The 18,340-nt window shown below is 60.7% G+C and carries 16 protein-coding genes; 7 read left to right on the top strand and 9 right to left on the bottom strand.

Annotated elements, in window-relative coordinates:
• Positions 1-9: 9 nt before the first annotated feature.
• The 3 genes from ACD578_RS19340 to ACD578_RS19330 form a co-directional block, all read right to left on the bottom strand.
• Positions 10-912, bottom strand: coding sequence for a YihY/virulence factor BrkB family protein (locus ACD578_RS19340; protein ID WP_404287642.1), 903 nt, complete (start codon positions 910-912; stop codon positions 10-12).
• 206 nt (positions 913-1,118) lie between these two features.
• On the bottom strand, positions 1,119-2,861 hold the full coding sequence (locus ACD578_RS19335; RefSeq protein ID WP_404287640.1) for a hypothetical protein: 1,743 nt from the start codon (positions 2,859-2,861) through the stop codon (positions 1,119-1,121).
• Positions 2,862-2,880: 19 nt separating this feature from the next.
• A complete protein-coding gene (locus tag ACD578_RS19330) occupies positions 2,881-3,945 on the bottom strand; it encodes an NAD(P)-dependent alcohol dehydrogenase (RefSeq protein ID WP_404287638.1) in 1,065 nt (354 codons plus the stop codon).
• Between the two features lie 582 nt (positions 3,946-4,527).
• On the opposite strand from ACD578_RS19330, the gene ACD578_RS19325 reads away from it, so the two are divergent.
• From ACD578_RS19325 to ACD578_RS19295, 7 genes are all read left to right on the top strand, one after another.
• Positions 4,528-6,474, top strand: a complete 1,947-nt coding sequence (locus ACD578_RS19325) for a PrkA family serine protein kinase (RefSeq protein ID WP_152710222.1) — start codon at positions 4,528-4,530, stop codon at positions 6,472-6,474.
• A 29-nt stretch (positions 6,475-6,503) separates the two neighbouring features.
• The gene (locus ACD578_RS19320) at positions 6,504-7,808 is read left to right on the top strand and encodes a YeaH/YhbH family protein (protein ID WP_404287634.1); all 1,305 of its coding nucleotides are present in this window, start codon (positions 6,504-6,506) and stop codon (positions 7,806-7,808) included.
• Positions 7,805-9,349 carry a SpoVR family protein gene (locus ACD578_RS19315; RefSeq protein WP_404287631.1) on the top strand — a complete coding sequence of 515 codons (1,545 nt, stop codon included), beginning with the start codon at positions 7,805-7,807 and terminating at the stop codon, positions 9,347-9,349. Before ACD578_RS19320 ends, ACD578_RS19315 begins: the two co-directional genes overlap by 4 nt.
• 215 nt (positions 9,350-9,564) lie before the next feature.
• Positions 9,565-10,026 carry a hypothetical protein gene (locus tag ACD578_RS19310; RefSeq protein WP_152710219.1) on the top strand — a complete coding sequence of 154 codons (462 nt, stop codon included), beginning with the start codon at positions 9,565-9,567 and terminating at the stop codon, positions 10,024-10,026.
• Positions 10,027-10,091: 65 nt separating this feature from the next.
• Complete coding sequence (locus ACD578_RS19305; protein ID WP_404287629.1) at positions 10,092-10,382, top strand: hypothetical protein; 291 nt, start codon at positions 10,092-10,094, stop codon at positions 10,380-10,382.
• A gap of 191 nt (positions 10,383-10,573) precedes the next feature.
• On the top strand, positions 10,574-11,527 hold the full coding sequence (locus tag ACD578_RS19300) for a zinc-binding dehydrogenase (RefSeq protein ID WP_404293951.1): 954 nt from the start codon (positions 10,574-10,576) through the stop codon (positions 11,525-11,527).
• Positions 11,527-12,555, top strand: a complete 1,029-nt coding sequence (locus tag ACD578_RS19295) for a Gfo/Idh/MocA family protein (protein WP_404287627.1) — start codon at positions 11,527-11,529, stop codon at positions 12,553-12,555. The genes ACD578_RS19300 and ACD578_RS19295 overlap by 1 nt, the downstream gene beginning before the upstream one ends.
• An 87-nt stretch (positions 12,556-12,642) precedes the next feature.
• Here the strand turns inward: ACD578_RS19295 and ACD578_RS19290 are convergent, their stop codons facing one another.
• The 6 genes from ACD578_RS19290 to ACD578_RS19265 are packed head-to-tail and all read right to left on the bottom strand — an operon-like array spanning position 12,643 to position 17,971.
• Entirely contained in the window at positions 12,643-13,572 is a 930-nt protein-coding gene (locus ACD578_RS19290) for a beta-xylosidase (RefSeq protein ID WP_404287625.1), read from the bottom strand.
• A complete protein-coding gene (locus ACD578_RS19285; RefSeq protein WP_404287623.1) occupies positions 13,569-14,342 on the bottom strand; it encodes a TIGR04290 family methyltransferase in 774 nt (257 codons plus the stop codon). Before ACD578_RS19285 ends, ACD578_RS19290 begins: the two co-directional genes overlap by 4 nt.
• Positions 14,343-14,350: 8 nt before the next feature.
• Positions 14,351-15,163, bottom strand: a complete 813-nt coding sequence (locus tag ACD578_RS19280) for a nucleotidyltransferase family protein (protein ID WP_404287621.1) — start codon at positions 15,161-15,163, stop codon at positions 14,351-14,353.
• A gap of 2 nt (positions 15,164-15,165) precedes the next feature.
• Positions 15,166-16,275 (bottom strand): glycosyltransferase, encoded by a 1,110-nt coding sequence (locus ACD578_RS19275; RefSeq protein ID WP_404287619.1) that lies wholly within the window; start codon positions 16,273-16,275, stop codon positions 15,166-15,168.
• Positions 16,272-16,871 carry a histidine phosphatase family protein gene (locus ACD578_RS19270; protein WP_404287617.1) on the bottom strand — a complete coding sequence of 200 codons (600 nt, stop codon included), beginning with the start codon at positions 16,869-16,871 and terminating at the stop codon, positions 16,272-16,274. Before ACD578_RS19270 ends, ACD578_RS19275 begins: the two co-directional genes overlap by 4 nt.
• A 17-nt stretch (positions 16,872-16,888) precedes the next feature.
• The gene (locus tag ACD578_RS19265) at positions 16,889-17,971 is read right to left on the bottom strand and encodes an inositol-3-phosphate synthase (protein WP_404287615.1); all 1,083 of its coding nucleotides are present in this window, start codon (positions 17,969-17,971) and stop codon (positions 16,889-16,891) included.
• Positions 17,972-18,340 lie beyond the last annotated feature (369 nt).

Raw genomic sequence — 18,340 nt, 5'->3', positions numbered from 1 at the left:
AGCCATCGCTTACGGGGAGCGAGCCGGGATCTCCTGGCTCGTTTCTTGTTGAGGCTCCGTGGTCTGCCCCGCGCCCAGGCTCCCGCGGCTCTCGGCATAGGCCTTCGTGAATTCGGCGCCGAAGAGCAGGATCAGGGACGAATAATAGATCCAGAGCAGGATCGTGATGATGGAGGCGGCGGCACCGTAGCTCGACGCGACGTTGCTCTTGCCGAGATAATACCCGATCAGAAACTTGCCGAGGGTGAACAGGAGCGCGGTGACCAGTGAGCCGGTCCACACATCGCTCCATCGCAGGTCCACGGCCGGCAGGAGCTTGAACATCATCGCGAACAGCAGGGTCGCGACCGCGAAGGCGACGAGGCTGTTCAGGAAGCGCAGGATGATGGTGGCTCCCGAGAAATTCGCCTCGAGATAATGTCCGACGGCCGTCAGGCCTGTATCGATGACGAGCGACACCAGCAGCAGAAAGCCGATTCCCAGCACCAGAGCGAGGCTGACGAGCCTGGTGCGGACGAAGCTCAGGATGCCGAAATTCGCCGGCGGCTTTGCCTTCCAGATGATGTTCAGGTTGTCCTGCAGTTCCACTACGGCTCCGGTGACCAGCAGAAGAAAGGTCACGATGCCGATCGCGGTGCCGAGGATGCCGGAGCCCACATTGCTGGCGCTGGCGATCATCGCTTCAAGGGCGGACGCCTCATTGGTCCCGATCAGGCCGCCGAGTTCGCCAACGATGGCACCCTGGGCCGCTTCCCGCCCGAAGGCCAGCCCTGCAACGGCAATGGCAGCGAGCAGCATGGGGGCAAGGGAGAAGACGGTGAAGAAGGCGATGGAGGCGCCAAGGCTCATGGCGCGGTCGTTCCACCAGCCTGCGAATGCCGCCTTCAAAAGCCGCCCTGTCTCGGAGAACATGCAAGGACCAATCCGGACGGGTGAAACGTCCCGCCACCGCTGAAGTGCTGACTTGGCCGTTAACGGGCAGGAACTTTCCCTTGTTCCTGCCGGAGCCCCAAACCAAAGAGGACGCCGCTCCTGGGATCCGTCCGGTGCTCAATCCCTTCAATGGTCCGTCGTTTGGCAGGAGGCCGGGGCCGCTTGTCCGCAGGATGCGCTAGGATTCAGGCCTCGTGCCGCCGCAGAAGGCGGCCGTAGCGATCGGCTGCCTTGCGCAGACGGGTCTCTTCCCCTCCTTCAAGCGCGGCTGCAGCCATCAGGTGAGCGCCCATTTGAAAGGCGCAATAGCAGGGGAGCAGGAAGGCCAGCAGTTCGCGGGAAACGGGGTGACCGCTCGTCCGCTCGACGATGGTGCAAAGCCGGGTGGCTTCCTCCTCCGAGAGACCCAACTCGACGATGGCTCCGGCAATGTCCCAGCCGATGTCCTGATGTCCGATCAGGTCATGGGCTGCGCTGTGATCCAGCGCGTCGGTCTTGATGAGGCGGTCGCCGCAAACCAGCCACTCCCATGCATGCATCCGGTTGTCGGTCCAGACCCGGCGTACATTGCCATCCAGATTGTCTGGATGCGGCAAGGATTGGTCCAGGATCGATCCTGCCTCGTCTCCTAGAGCCTGCCGGGTGTTGTAGACAGCCATGTGGCGCAACCCGCCCAAGGATGCGCCCTGATGCCCGGCTGCGGGACAATGACGGCCGCGAAAGCCCAGATACGCTCCGACCTGATCGATAAGTTGATCGCGATCGAAAGCTACCTGGTCGAGGCTTCTCGCATCTTCATGCCAGCGGTGCACGAGAAAGCCATGGCGGTAGCCCGCGACTTCCGGCGCGAAGCCTGCCTCGTGCAGGTACCGGGCCATCCAGAGCTTCCTGGTGCCGGTCTCCCCCAAGCCTGCAAATTTCACCAGCCACGGCGCGCCATCGGTCGACACCAGGAATTTCCGGCGCTCCTGCTGGAGATTGGACGGCGGCCAACTCGCCTCGTCCTGATAACGATGCCAACGCCATGCCCCGCCCGAAAGGTCTTCGAGCGGTCCGTCCAGCGGGCCGATCAGGTCTTCCACCCAGGCGGCAAGATGGTGAGGGGGCAATTCGCGAAGCAGGAGGTCATCCATGGTATGGATGTGGCGTGGAGCGCTGCTCCATCGCTCCCGATGGCGGGTGCCGGCCTGGGGTCCGAGCGGGCCATCGTGGCTTGGGAAGAAATGAATCCTCTGGCGCGCCACACCGGCCTCTTCGAGCCAGTCGGCCACAGCCCCGAACGAGCTGCCGGATAGGCCGGGCCCCTCGTCGACGATGGCGAAGGACCCGTCCCGGTCTGCCGCCAGCGTCTTCGTAAGTGTCGGATCGACCTTCACCTCGCGCTTGAAAGGATGACCGATCGGGCGAAGCGTGAAAGGGGCCGGAGCGCCGATGGCGGCGGCGACGAGGGTGCTGAGGCCCGTGCCGATGCTGCGGATGCCGATGACCCGGGTATTCGCGCCCAAACCCGAAGCCTTGGCCGCTTCCAGATAGCATTCCGGATAGAGAGCGTAGAAGGCATAGCCTTCCGCCTGCCTGGTGCAGATTGTACGGGATGGATCGAAACTGAGGAGCTTTTCGAGGAAATCCTGCGGCAAGGAGCCTTCCTTGAACTCGCTTCGCCATGATCGCTCGATGGCAGAGGCAAGAAGGGAGAGGCATTCCATGCCATTTTGATGGACGTCGGAGAGCGTATCGAAGCCGCGCACCTGAAACTCGGCGTCGATCATGCCCTGGACGAGTTCGCCGGTACCGATGAACGCCGTCACAAGCGTTCCATGCCGCTCGATTCCGGGCGGCATGGAATGGATCTCCGACAGGACGTCCCGGATGGAAGCCTGCTTGGCTCCTACCGTCTCGGTGTGCTCGACATCCCCATAGACCAGCATCGAAAGCGTGCCGTGAGGCTTACGCCGCGGCCTCCTGATTCAGCGACGCCATGTCGATGACGAAGCGGTACTTCACATCGCTCTTGAGCATCCGTTCATAGGCTTCGTTGATCTGCTGGATCGGGATGATCTCGATCTCCGCGGTGATGCCGTGCTGGGCGCAGAAATCGAGCATTTCCTGCGTCTCGGCGATGCCACCGATCAGAGAGCCGGCGAGCTGGCGTCGCTTCATGATCAGGTTGAACACCGTCGTGGCAGGGTGCGGCTCGGCCGGAGCGCCCACCAGCACCATGGCCCCGTCGCGGGCAAGAAGTACGAGGTAGCTGTCAAGGTCGTGCGGCGCGGCAACGGTGTCGAGAATGAAGTCGAAGCTGTTCCGGTGCGCGCTCATGGCATCCGGATCCTTGGACACTACCACCTCATGCGCGCCGAGGGCGAGTGCGTCCTCCCGCTTGTTGGGCGAGGTGGTGAACAGCACCACATGCGCTCCCATGGCCCGGGCGAGCTTGACGGCCATATGGCCGAGGCCGCCGAGGCCGACTACGCCCACCTTGTGGCCGGGCTGCACGCGCCAGCGGCGCAGGGGGGAAAAGGTGGTAATCCCTGCACATAAAAGAGGCGCTGCAGCGGCCAGATCCATTCCCTCCGGCACCTTCAGGACAAAGCTCTCATCGACGACGACGGTGTTCGAATAGCCGCCATAGGTATTGGCGCCTGTGTCCTGCTCCGGACCGTTGTAGGTGCCGGTGAAGCCGACCTCGCAGTACTGCTCCAGGCCCTCGCGACAGCTGCGGCAGGTGCGGCAGGAATCTACCATGCAGCCGACTCCGACAAGATCGCCCTCCTTGAACTTCTGCACACCCGGTCCGACGCGTGTGACGCGGCCGACGATCTCGTGCCCTGGCACACAGGGATAGAGAGTGCCACCCCATTCTGCACGGGCGGTGTGCAGATCGGAGTGGCAGACGCCGCAGAAAAGAATCTCGATCTGAACGTCGGATTCGCGGGGGTCCCGACGCTCGAAGCTGAAGGGGGCCAGAGGGGTGGCCGCATCCTGGGCGGCGTAGCCGAAAGCTTTGATCACGGGAAAGTTCTCCGAATTGTCGGTCGTGGGAAGGAGCAGGGGCCTGCCACAGCGCGAGAACCCTGCTGAGCACTCAAGCGCAACAGACGATAGGTTCGATCGGACCCGCGTCAACCGATGATCGGGATGTTTGTTCGAGGAGATGAGCCGGCAAGGGGCTTGGAACCCGCTTATCCCATGGACGCTTAGGCGGATTCAGCCTTGGTTAAGAACCGCCGCGATTTAATGATGGTAACGCTCAATTGATGGATTGCCTGCCGGTGAAAGCCTTGCGGCCCCCCGCAGCAGACCATCACATCATGCGTAGGCGGCAATGCGGCACAGTGGATTTCGAGTATCTGTGAGCAACTTTAACTTGCTGTCATGCCCGCAATCCGCGAGGCTAGTTGTTGAGGGCGGGCATATTTTCAAGTCGCACGGTTCAACCCGAACAGAACCGAGCCTGTCGCGACCTGCTTTTTCTCCGCTATGACAAAAGGAGTACGCCGCATCATTTCGACCGCATCATAGTATCGCATGGTCTGGGCAACCTTAGCGGTGCACAATAGTTGTCTCTGAGAGGGATTGGATTTCGGTGGCGCCATGCTTCATTCCGACGACCTGTTCTCGAGTTTCTTGAAGACCTATGAAAACCGCCGCGAGGCGGAGATGTCCCTGGCGGACTACCTGGAAGGGTGCCGCAACGATCCCATGATGTATGCGAGCGCTCCCGAGCGCATCTTGGCAGCCATCGGCGAGCCCCAGCTTGTCGATACGTCAAAGGACGCGCGCCTCGGCCGCATCTTCATGAACCGCACGATCCGGGTTTATCCGGCCTTTTCCGAATTCTACGGAATGGAAGAGACGATCGAGATGATCGTGAGCTTCTTCCGCCACGCCGCTCAAGGCCTGGAAGAACGCAAGCAGATCCTCTACCTGCTGGGCCCCGTCGGCGGCGGCAAGTCCTCCCTCGCCGAGCGCCTGAAATCTCTGATGGAGGTTAATCCCATCTATGTTCTGAAGGCGGGCGACGAGATCAGCCCGGTCTTCGAGAGTCCGCTCGGGCTCTTCGACCCGGAACATATGGGTTCCGTGCTGGAGGAGCGCTATGGCATTCCCCAACGGCGCCTGACCAATCTTCTGAGTCCTTGGGCCATCAAGCGGCTCGATGAGTTCCGGGGCGACATTTCCAAATTCCGTGTGGTGAAGATCAATCCGTCCCGCATGCGGCAGATCGCCGTTGCCAAGACGGAGCCGGGCGACGAGAACAACCAGGATATTTCGTCCCTCGTCGGCAAGGTCGACATCCGCAAGCTCGAGACTCTGTCCCAGGCCGATCCCGATGCCTACAGCTATTCCGGCGGCCTGAACCGCGCCAACCAGGGCATTCTCGAATTCGTCGAGATGTTCAAGGCGCCGATCAAGATGCTTCATCCCCTTTTGACGGCTACACAGGAGGGGAACTACGTCGGCACGGAGAATATCGGGTCCATACCATTCACCGGCATCATTCTGGCCCATTCCAACGAGGCGGAATGGCAGACTTTCCGGGCCAACAAGAACAACGAGGCCTTCATTGATCGCATCTACGTGATCAAAGTGCCTTATTGCCTGCGGGTCACGGAAGAGCAGAAGATCTACGAGAAGCTGATCCGCGGCTCGGAGCTTGCGGGTTCGCCCTGCGCTCCAGCTACGCTGGAAATGCTGGCACGGTTCTCGGTTCTGTCGCGGCTCCGGGCGCACGAGAACTCGAATTTCTACTCTAAGATGCGGGTCTATGACGGTGAGAGTCTGCGCGAGGTCGATCCCCGTGCGCGTAGCCTGCAGGAATACAAGGATTCCGCCGGCGTCGACGAAGGCATGGACGGTGTCTCGACCCGCTTTGCCTTCAAGGTTCTCTCTGCCACCTTCAACCACGACACCATCGAGGTTGCGGCCGATCCGGTCCATCTGATGTACGTGCTCGAACAATCCCTGCGGCGCGAGCAGCTGCCCCAGGATGTGGAGCGGCGGTATCTGGAGTTCATCAAGGCCGAGCTGGCCCCGCGCTATGCCGATTTCATCGGCCACGAGATCCAGAAGGCCTATCTCGAATCCTACCACGATTACGGCCAGAATCTCTTCGACCGCTACGTAGCCTATGCCGATGCCTGGATCGAGGATCAGGACTTCAAGGACCCCGATACCGGCCAGCTCCTGAACCGGGAGCTCCTGAACCAGGAGCTGACCAAGATCGAGAAGCCGGCAGGCATCGCCAATCCAAAGGATTTCCGCAACGAGGTGGTGAAGTTCTCGCTTCGCGCCAGGGCCGGCAATCATGGCCGCAACCCGTCCTGGACGAGCTATGAGAAGATCCGCGACGTGATCGAGCGCCGCATGTTCTCGCAGGTCGAGGAATTGCTGCCCGTGATCAGCTTCGGCTCCAAGAAGGACAGCGAGACCGAGAAGAAGCACGGCGAGTTCGTGCTGCGGATGATGGAGCGCGGCTACACCGAGCGTCAGGTACGGCGCCTGGTGGAGTGGTACATGCGTGTGAAGCAGGCGGGCTGACAGAGGACGGAGGCAGATCAGGCGTTCCTATGTACATCATCGACCGGCGCCTCAACCCAGGGGGCAAGAGTCTGGCCAACCGCCAACGTTTTCTTCGCCGAGCCAAGGCGCAGATTCAGAGGGCCGTACGCCAGACTGCAGGCGATCGGGACATCACCGATCTCGAACGGGGAGGGGAGGTCTCGATCCCGGCCGACGGTGTTCGAGAGCCCAGCTTCCGGCGGTCCGGCGAGGGCGGGGTGCATGATCACATCCTTCCCGGCAACAAGCGCTTCGTGGAAGGCGACACCGTCGACCGGCCGCCCGGCGGTGGCGGTAGTGCGGCCGGCGGTGACAACGGAGAGGGCGAGGACGATTTCCGCTTCGTCCTGACCCGCGACGAGTTTCTCGATCTTTTCCTCGACGACCTGGAACTGCCCGATTTGGCAAAGCGGCGCGTCGCGACGGTGGAGACGCAAGGGCTCCGCCGGGCAGGCTATACGGTTACCGGTTCTCCCGTAAACCTTGCCCTGTTGCGCTCCATGCGCAACGCCTTGTCCCGCCGTATCGCCATGCGGCGGCCTAAATCCGAGGACCTGCTCCGCCTTCAGGAAGAGATCGATCGTCTCGAGGAGCAGGAGGGGCCGTCAGAGCGCCTGGCCGCGCTGCGGCTCGAACTCGAACAGCTGCAACTGCGCACCAAACGCTTCCCTTACATCGATCCCATCGATCTGCGCTATCGCCGCTTCGAGCCGGTCGCGAAGCCCGTCGCCCAGGCGGTGATGTTCTGCCTCATGGACGTGTCCGGTTCCATGACCGAGCATATGAAGGACCTCGCCAAACGCTTCTACATGCTGCTCTACATCTTCCTGACGCGGCGCTACAAGCACGTGGAGATCGTCTTCATCCGCCACACGCATGAGGCCAAGGAGGTGGACGAGGAGACCTTCTTCAACAGCCCAGAGACCGGCGGAACGGTGGTGTCCTCGGCCTTGCGGGAGATGCAACGGATCGTGGAAGAGCGCTATTCGCCGGATGCGTGGAACATCTATGCGGCCCAGGCCTCCGACGGCGACAATTCACCCAATGATGGCACCACCAGCGCGACCCTGCTGCGCGACGTGATCCTGCCGGTTTGCCAGTATTATGCCTATCTCGAAGTCGGCAGCGACAGCGACCGGATGCAGACCGGGTTCATCAATCACAAGACGTCTCTGTGGCAGACCTATGAGACGCTCCAGGAGGAGGGGGCCAATCTCGCCATGCGCAAGGTGAACCACCGCCGAGAGATCTATCCCGTCTTCCGCGAACTCTTCCGCCGGCGCGAAGCGGAAGCCGGGGTGAGAGTTCCATGAGCGTGATTGAGCAAGACAACCTGCTCTTCCATGGACCGGATTGGGATTTCGGGACGATCCAGCGCATTCATGATGCCGTCGAGGCCATCGGCGTCGGCGAGCTGGGACTCGACGTCTATCCCAACCAGATCGAGGTGATCACCGCCGAGCAGATGCTCGATGCCTATGCCTCCATCGGCATGCCCCTGTTCTACAAGCACTGGTCCTTCGGCAAGCGCTTTGCCCTGCATGAATCGAGCTACCGCCAGGGGCTCATGGGCCTCGCCTACGAGATCGTCATCAACTCGAACCCGTGCATCTCCTATATCATGGAGGAGAACACGGCGACGATGCAGACCCTCGTGATCGCCCATGCGGCTTACGGCCATAACCATTTCTTCAAGAACAACTACCTGTTCAAGGAATGGACCGACGCCGATGGGATCCTCGACTATCTTGAGTTCGCCAAGGGCTACATCACGCGCTGCGAGGAGCGTTACGGGCATGCGGCCGTGGAGCGTATGCTCGATGCCGCCCATGCCCTGATGTCCCACGGCGTTCACCGCTATCCACGCAAGAAGCGGCCCGACCTGCGCTCGGAGGAGCGCCGGGAACGGGAGCGCCAGCTTCATCAGGAGCAGACCTTCAACGACCTGTGGCGCACGGTGCCGACCAAGGGAACTGCCGCCAAGCCGCAATTGAGCGAGGAGCGCCGCCGCGCGCTTCTCGAACTGCCGCAGGAAAATCTCCTGTACTTTCTCGAAAAGTCCGCGCCGCGCCTGCAGCTCTGGCAGCGCGAGATCCTGCGCATCGTGCGCCAGATCGCGCAGTATTTCTATCCGCAGCGTCAGACCAAGGTGATGAACGAAGGCTGCGCCACCTATTGCCATTACCGCATCATGACACGCCTGCACGAGACAGGGCAGATCAGCGACGGCGCCTTCCTCGAATTCCTGCAATCGCACACCAACGTGACCCGGCAGCCCGAATTCGACGATCCGCACTACGGCGGCATCAATCCTTACGCGCTTGGCTTCGGTATGATGCAGGACATCGAGCGCATCTGCACGAAGCCGACGGCGGAAGACCGGGAATGGTTCCCCGACATCGCGGGCAACGGCGATGCCATGGCGGTTCTGCGGGACGTGTGGGCGAATTACCGTGACGAGAGCTTCATCTCGCAATTCTTGAGCCCGCACCTGATCCGGAAATGGCGCATGTTCCATCTCGTCGACGATCCGGATCGGCCGGAGCTCATGATCGAGGCGATCCATGACGAACGGGGCTACCGGCGCCTGCGGCGCTCACTGTCGCGCCATTACGATGTGGGCTGGAGCGACCCCGACATCCAGGTGATCGATGTGGATCTCGCCGGGGACCGGCGCCTGATCCTGCACCATCACGTCCTCAACCGGACCCTGCTGCACAAGGACGACGCCCAGCGGGTCCTTCAGATGGTGGCCAATCTTTGGGGCTATGCGGTCGTGCTGAAAGAGGTAGAGCCGGCCACCGGAGCAATCTTCCAGGAGCACGTGGCCCACCCGCACGAAACGCTCTTCTGAGGGCTTGAGAATCGGACCCGAAAGTGCGCCCCACTTTTGGGATCCATTCCGATGCTCCACTCTTTGAAGAGCGCATCGTTTCGAGCGGAAAACCAAATCCACTTTTCCGCACGATGCGCTCGTTTGACGCAAAAAAGCCAGGGATTCACGCAATCATAGGTTCCCCTGGGCTCGGCCCTGGTTTCGAGGGTCGGCTCCCTTGCAGGAGAATACCTATGGAACACAAGCCTGTAGAGAAGCTGCGTAGCGTCGCTGAAGTGCATGAGTTCAAGCAAGGTTTCCTGTCCCGGCGCGAACGCCTCGAGCGTTGGGCCGAAGTGTTGGAGCGCCAGCCGAAACGGCGCTTGAGGTCTCTGGGTGAGATCGAGTTCGTCCCCAAGGACAAGCGACCGGAGCTGAGGTCCGACGAATCTCCCATCACAGTGGCCTTCGAGGATCCCGTCCTGCGGGCTGCCGGCCTCAAGGGTGACACGCTCGGGGATGCCATGGAGTTCTTCGAACTGTCCGAGGGAGCCTCCCATCGCCTTCTCTGCTCCTGCATGAATGGCTGGAGCATGGAAGCCGGCTCCACGGCGCGGAAGGTTCATCGAATTGCGAATCCCGATCATCGGCTCATGCTGCTAACGACGGCCGGGCTCCTTACGGCTGCGCCGGCGGTGTTCTACCTGTTGAGCTGAAGGAATGCTGCGGCACCGAGCCCTGTGATGAATCGGGCCCGGTGCCCATTGTCTGGAGACTGTGAATGACGGATGCGCCGCCTCGCCGGATCGGCCTGCCCTGGTACAACCGAGAGGATTATCTCCGCATCCGCGATATGATGACCGACCGGCACAATCTTGCCTCGACCTACGATTCCTGGCTGGCAGCGGCCGAGAACAACGAGAATGTCGGCCGCCAAGCCGGTCTTCAGATCTCGCGCATCATGATCGAACCCGATACCTTCGCGAAGTGGTGTACGGAAAAGGGCTTGGAGCCCGACAGCGCAGCGCGCATCAAATACGTTGCTGAAATGAGTGCCCAGACCACGGCATGATCCGGGAGCGCTGCCACGGAACGGGCAGCATCATGACACAAACAGCCAAGCCTTGAAGTCCCCGCCCCCGTCCCTAATTGCTCGGGCTGTAGGGTGGAGGGACAAACTTGCTGAACGAGAATGGTGCGAGCAGCGACATTTCCGCTTCTTTGACCAAGAGGAGCGACGGGCAAGCCGGGGTTCCGGGAACCATGCGGGCCGCGATTGTCACGGGACCTGGTCAGATCCAGATCAGCGAGGTTGCACGTCCGGAACCGGGACCCGGTCAGGTACGGCTACGCTTGGAAGGTTGCGGCGTATGCGCTTCGAACCTGACGCCTTGGGCCGGCCCCGAATGGATGCAGTATCCCACCGAGCCAGGCGCCCTCGGCCACGAGGCCTGGGGCTTCGTGGATGCTATCGGCGAGGGTGTCGAAGGGCTGTCGATCGGCGATCGAGTGGCGGCACTCTCCTACAAATCCTATGCCGAATACGATCTGGCCGAGGCCGATGCGGTGGTGCGCCTGCCGGATGCCCTCGCGGGCCAGCCTTTTCCCGGCGAGCCGCTCGGCTGCGCGATGAATATCTTTCATCGCAGCGAAATCGAGACTGGGCAAACGGTCGCGATCATCGGCATCGGCTTTCTCGGCGCAATCCTGACGAAGCTTGCAACAGACGCCGGTGCGCGCGTGATTGCGATCTCACGGCGGCCCTACTCGCTTGATCTCGCCCGCCGCATGGGCGCAGCCGAGACGATCCCGATGGAGGATCACTCCGCGATCATTGAGCGAGTCAAGGAGCTGACCGGTGGCACATTCTGCGACCGGGTGATCGAGGCCGTCGGAAAGCAATGGCCGCTCGATCTCGCGGGCGAACTGACCCGTGAACGCGGAAAGCTCATCGTCGCTGGGTACCATCAGGATGGTCCACGACAGGTCAACATGTGGCTCTGGAACTGGCGTGGCATCGATGTGATCAATGCCCATGAACGCGATTCGAAAGTCTATGTCCAGGGCCTGCGCGAGGCGGTGGATGCCATCGCGTCCGGGCGTCTCGATCCGAGTTTTCTCTATACGCACCGCTATCCTTTGGAAAGGCTCGACGAGGCGCTTAATGCCACGCGCGACCGGCCGGACGGTTTCCTCAAAGCTCTGGTGACGTTCTGATGACGCAACAGATTTTGCACGAGACGCCTCCTGAAATCTCGCCCGCTCGCTCGCGTCTAGGCTTCCTCGGTGTCGGCTGGATCGGTCAGAACCGCATGCAGGCGATCCTCGGTACTGGAGCCATCGATGTCGCCGCTATCGCAGATCCGTCCTCGGATATGGCCGCGGAGGCCGGTAAACTCGCTCCTGCCGCGAAGCTGGTCTCGACACTCGATGAGATCCTGGATCTCGGAGTTGATGGCGTTGTGATTGCGACCCCAAGCGCCATGCATGCAGAACAGTCGATCCGGGCTCTGGAGCGTGGCGTTGCCGTTTTCTGCCAAAAGCCGCTTGGCCGGACGGTGGCGGAGGTGCAGGCGGTGGTCGATGCCGCACGCAACACCGACCGGCTGTTATGCGTCGATCTCTCTTACCGCTTCACGGAAGGGATGCGCCGCATCCGCGAAATCGTCGATTCAGGCGAACTGGGACACGTCTACGCGGTGGATCTCGTATTCCACAACGCCTATGGGCCAGACAAGCCGTGGTTCTATGATCCGGAGCTTTCCGGCGGCGGCTGCGTGATGGATCTTGGCGTTCACCTTGTCGATCTCGCTCTGTGGACATTAAACAATCCAGATATCGCGAGTGTCACAGGCAAGCTCTTCACACGCGGTGCGCCGCTGAAGGATACTGCATCGCAGGTGGAGGATTATGCCGTCGCGACCATGGAGCTGAAGACGGGTGCCGTGGTGCAACTCGCCTGCTCCTGGCGGCTTCAGGCAGGATGCGATGCGATGATTTCAGCCACGTTCTACGGGACACAGGGTGGCCTGTCACTGCGCAACGTGAACGGATCTTTCTATGACTTCATTGCGGAGCGCTATCGCGGCACGTCGCGCGAGACGTTGTCTGTGCCACCAGATGACTGGGGCGGGCGCGCGGCTGCGGACTGGGCCTCACGCTTGGCGGCGGGTGAACGTTTCGATCCGGCTGCGGAGCAGCTGGTTGATGTCGCAAGAGTGCTCGATCGGATCTATGGACGATAGGGCGCCGTTCTAATTGATCCTGGAAATACCGAGGCGACCGAACCCCAGGTTCGGTCGCCTTTCTTATGGGGGCTGCTCAAAACAGGTTCAGAGAACTTCCAAAATCTTGTCCGATTGAGCTGACCTGTTCGAAGGTGCATAGCGTCGAATCATGCTGGCGCAGAATTCCGCAAATTCTTCTTTTGCCTGCGGTGCGCTGGTGTGATGTGGCGCAATTCCACGATGCTCCGGCGTGAAGCAGAAGGTTACCGTCACATCGAAATCCGCAAGCGCTTCCATCTGACGGTCGAACCAGTCCAGGGCATTCGGGCGGAAGCTGTCGGCCCAGGATAGGCCGGTGCGCAGGTATTTCACGCCCAGGCGCTTCATCCAGGTTACTGCATCGTCGAGGCGGTGGTCTTCATAGTGGAACCATTGGCACAAGCCCATCTGCGGCGTGTACTTCGCGAATTCCTCGAGAGCGGGCTTCGGCGAGCCGTCCTCGCGCAGAAGGCCCATGTAAAAATGCCTGTAATAGGATGAGCCTTCGGCCTCCCTGTGACGCGTCGTGGCCTCCCAGGCGCGGGGAAGATCGTACAGGCTATACCAATGGATCTTCGGCACCTTGCCTATCAGGAGTTCGGCAGTCCGGTTCAAACCCCAAACCTGAACCTCCTCGGCACCGAAGGTCGAGATGCCGACCTCGCTGACCCAGATGGGCTTGTCCGTCACCGCGCGAATTTCGTCGATCTTCGCAGGCCAATCGTGGATCTGCCACAGATTCCAGTCGAGTGGGAACCCGTGGACGGCCACGACATCCAAGTGATCCATGGCACCATGGCCTTCCAGCTTCTTGATGAAGCCTGGATCGATGGGTGAGATGCCACCGAGCACGCGCGGCAGATTGGTATTCTCGGCCTTGATCGCCTGACCTGCGGCAATCGCCATCTCGGAGAAGAGCTTCCAATCCGGATCGATCTCCGGGTCCCAATGGGACTTGTTGTTGGGCTCGTTCCAGATCATTGCAGCTTCGATCATGCATTTCTCCCTTGGGCCGGATAGACGGCGCCCGCCCCGGGTGGGGCATCGACACGGCGGCAGATGTAAACTTCGGTTTCCGGATGCTGGACGATCTCGAACCCGGCGCTGCGGAGCATGGCTTCGACGCAGGCGGTATTCGGCGCCCACCAGTTCGTAGGATCATCGGCGTAGCGATGCTCGATGAAGTGCATCTTCGGATAGCGTGGATCGTCGAAGTGTTCGGTCTGCCAGAAGGTATAGTTCTCCTCGACAGGCATGACATCAGTCGATCCACGCTGCATCGACTGGAATACGAGGAGGTCCTTGGCGACGTGCTCGTGAATCAGGTCGAGTGCCAGCAAGGGATGACGCAGGTGGTAGAGTACGCCCATGAAGAGAACGACATCGAAGCGCTCGCCGAGCTGCCCTAAATCATAGACTGAGAGTTTGCGGAACTCGATGTCGTAGTCCATCGTCTGCGCAGCGAAGCGGGCCTGGGCGAGATAAGCTTCGTCGAAGTCGATTCCGAGTACGCGCTCCGCACCGCGCTTCTTCATCTCCATGGAATAGAAACCGCCGTTGCAGCCGATGTCGAGCACGCTTTTCCCGGTGAGATCCTGCGGAATGGCATCGGCAAATTGTTGCCATTTGATGGCGGGATAATTGCCGAGGAAATGGTTGGGTGCGGTCCAGACGCCTCCCTTCAGCTCGATGTTGTGAAACCAGGGCCCAAGCGCTTCGGCTTTCCGGCGGATTTCGTCAGGCGGCGTGGGATCGATGGCATTCATCGTGACGATTACTCCCTGTTCAAGTCATGAAGTCCGCGCGGTAGCCGACCCGCCGGCCAGCCAAGGGCTACGCGGGCGCCGGTCATGGTGTCGTGCTGGGCCGCTTCGCTCAGCAGTCCGATGGCGGCGCGGTAGCCGTGCAAGGTTCCAACATCGACATAGGATTCGCCGGCCTTCACGCCGATAGCCTTGCCTCCTTCAGCCAGATAGGCATTCACGAGCGTGCCGAAATACTCGTCCTCGTGATTGCGTGAAATCCAAAGCTGACGGAGCTCTTCCAGAACATGGCCCGGCATCTTGAAAGCACCCCAGATCCAGCGCGAGGCGGCATCCGCCTGCTTCACCTGGATCTCCTGGACGTGCATCGTTTCGTCCAGGATCACCGCGTCGAAGACCTCCGGATTGTCGACCGGAAAGAGAAGGAACGAGAGAGATTCTTCCGGCAGTTCCGCCAGCGCTTTCTCAGGGAACCAGACCGTATCGGGCAGGCCGACGATCACGCTTTCGTCGGCGGAAATGAGCGGAGCCGCCTGGAAGATCGCATCGCACAAGCCACGAGCCTGCGGCTGGACCACATAGGCGATGGACGCGCTGCCGTAGCTTGCTCCATAATATTCCATGATGTCAGACTTGCCGGGGGAAATGACGAAGCAGATCTTGTCCGCCCCGCCATGAATCATGCGCTCGACAAGGTATTCACTGACGGCGCAGGGACGCTCGACGCCATTGTCGAGACGGCTTCCCACGGGCAGAAGCTCCTTCGAGAACGCCAGCGGCTGGATGCGGCTACCGATCCCTGCCGCAGGTATGATTCCCCACATGATCAGGCCTCCATCATGGCGGCGCGGCCGCCGGTCGAGGGCGAGAGGGAACTGGAGCCTTCGAGCAAGATCTCAAGCTCCATTGCCCTGCGCTCCGACGTATGCTCTTCGAGCGCCCTCTCCAGGGCTGCCTTGGCAATACGCTTCAACTCGGTGTCCGTGAGGTCGAGAGCTGCGACCACATCTTCCGTCCTCCCCGCAATCAGGATCTCCTTGCCAGGCTCGAAGAAGCTATCGAGGCCTTCCCAGCAATCCGAGAGAATGGGCGCACCACAAGCCGCTGCCTCGAACAGGCGCCCGGAGGGGCACCAGCCCATCTCCGCCATGGCCTGCCGCGTGATATTGAGCGTCAGGCGTGAGGACGAGAAGAAGGCGGGGTGCTCTGGCGGAGGAAGATGCCGCACGAAATGAATGTTGGGCTGCCAGGGAAATGTGTCCGGATACTGCGCCCCACCGATCAGGAAGCGCTGATCCGGCCGGCGAGCCGCAGGATCGATGAAGAGACGCTGCAGAGCATCCTGACGATCCGCCGCATAGGTGCCGAGGTAGGAAAGATCGGAGACGTAATGCTGGATGATGTGCACCGGGCGATGCACATCCGGGTCTACATGACCGTAAAGGGGAGCAACGCGTCTTGCCCCAAGCTCGGCCTGCAGCTTTCCAAGAGCTTGGCCTCCTGTGTAACTCAAGACCAAGTCGAAATTGCCAAGACCATGAGGGCCGATGTAGGTGATCGGCTCGCCTGCATCCAGACGCGAGAAGGTCACCGGAGTGTCGAGATCGTAGAAAACGCGGGTGGCGCGTGGTGCAGTCAACAGGAGATCGCCGGCGGCGATGCCGTCCGGGCAATAGGACGTCACCATGGCCACGTTCGCGTCCTTGAGCTCCATCCCAGCTTGTCGGCGAATGCCGTCCCAATCCTGGTAGAGAATGAGATCGCCGCCCGGAAGCTCGAAAAAGTCCCGGTTGGCCGCATAGTAGGGCATGTCCTTCTCGAAGAACACGACCCTATGCCCCCGCTTCGCGAGCGCCCGACACAAGCCGCGCCAGAGGGTCGCGTGGCCGTTGCCCCAAGATGAGGAGATGGTCAGGCCGAATATGACGATCTTCATGCGGCCACCACTTCGTTCAACCGCAGAACCTTGGAACCCCAGCCGCCCACGACGAGAGTGCATATCGAGGCGGGCTCCACCTCAAAGCGGCAATAGGCATCGATTGGCATGCCGAGATAGTAAAGGAGGGCAGCCTTGATCACATCGCCGTGGCTCACAAGGATGATCGAACGTTCAGCGTAAAGGCTGCGCAACTGTTCCATCGCTCCGACAATGCGCCCTTGTGCCTCCAGCATCGTCTCGCCCTCAGGGGGACGATTGGTGCTGCGCGCGCTGTTCCAAGAGGACCAGCGCGGGTCCCGACTCAGCGCGTCGAAGCTCGTACCGGACCATCTGCCGAAATTGATTTCGTTGATGGCGTCGCAAATCTGGAAAGGCTGTCCGAGGCGGGATGCAATAGGCTGTGCCGTCTCCAGCGCCCGCTCAAGAGGACTTGTGCGAATGCAGGCCACGTTCTCGTTGGCAAAGCGCTGAGCCAGGCTTTCTGCTTGGGCTTTGCCAGCAGAGCCGAGATTCACTCCCGCCATGCGTCCGCACAGAATGGTGCCGACCCGATCATGGGCTGCATGGCGCACGAGAAAAAACGTGGTGGTCACCTTGACCCTCCTGCGCCCTAATCTTCATCACCGTTAATGAAGCGGATGGTTCTATCGCGGGCTTCGTTATCGGTGAATTGCTGTGGCGGAGACTTCATGAAGTAGCTGGACGGACCAGTGAGTGCACCTCCGATTTTACGATCCATGGCGAGCTTCGCGCAGCGCACTGCATCGATCACGATGCCAGCGGAATTCGGGGAGTCCCAGACTTCGAGCTTCACTTCCATGTTCAGCGGCACGCCCCCGAAGGTCGTGCCTTCGAGCCGGATGTAGGCCCATTTACGATCGGTGAGCCACGGCACGTGATCGCTCGGCCCCACATGGATGTCGCTAGCGGGCAGGGGAATGTCGAGCTGACTTGAGACGGCCTGCGTTTTGGATATCTTCTTCGACTCGAGGCGCTCGCGCTCCAGCATGTTCTGGAAGTCGGTATTGCCGCCGAAATTAAGCTGATAGGTGCGATCGAGTCGCACGCCACGTTCACGAAAGAGATTGGCGAGTACGCGGTGAACGATGGTGGCGCCCACCTGGCTCTTGATGTCATCGCCGATGATGGGGAGCCCGCGCTCCTCAAACCGCTTACGCCATTCCGGATTTGAGGCAATGAAGACCGGGATGCAGTTCACGAAGGCGCATCCCGCCTCAAGCGCCCGCTCGGCATACCACTCGGTGGCTTTCTGTGAACCGACAGGCAGGTAAGAGACGAGAACATCCGTTTTTGACCGCCGCAGAATCGCCGTGACATCGGCCTCATCGTCGGGCGATTCCTCGATCGTCTCGCGCAAATACTTGCCAAGCCCGTCAAGTGTCCTGCCCCGATTGACGACAATCCCACTCTGCGGGACCGTAGCGAACCGCTGCGTATTGTTAGGCTCCGCGAAGATTGCTTCGGACACGTCGCGCCCCACCTTTGAGGCATTCACGTCGAAGGCCGCAGACACTTCGACGTCACTGATATGATATCCGCCGAGCTCAACATTCATCAGTCCAGGGACCGGTGCGTTGCCTTTCGCATCCTTGTAATAGGAGAGGCCCTGCACGAAGGACGAGGCACAATTGCCAACGCCTACGATCCCGACGCGGACCTTCCTCGAACTCATGACGGATCTCCCATGTATGGCCGGACGGATGCTCTCTTTTCAGACAAAAAGACACCGGCAGGCCGCAGGCATCCGACCTGGACTTTCTCAAAAAGCTTGGCCTTCAACGTTTGAAGAAGGTTGGTTGTTCCGCTCAGATTCCGCACCTGTGACTCTTGTCTTCACAGCCGAGCGCCCAAACTACTGCTTCGAAGTCAGGAACAAAGATGATCCTTCGGAGTTTTCTGAACGCAAACTCAAGCTTGTGGAGGAGATCTGTAGCGCAGTCCTCGTTTGGCGAGGTCTGCTGCAAAGCCTGCGACCAAGCTGGAATATGTGCATGTTCTGCGTCACATTTCCAGATGAGGTATGGGCTGTCGTCTCCTGCCT

The sequence above is a fragment of the Microvirga sp. RSM25 genome (assembly GCF_044784385.1).
Classification (GTDB): Bacteria; Pseudomonadota; Alphaproteobacteria; order Rhizobiales; family Beijerinckiaceae; genus Microvirga; species Microvirga tunisiensis.
Note: the sequence above shows the minus strand (reverse complement) of the source record. Positions and strands in the feature narration are given on the sequence as shown.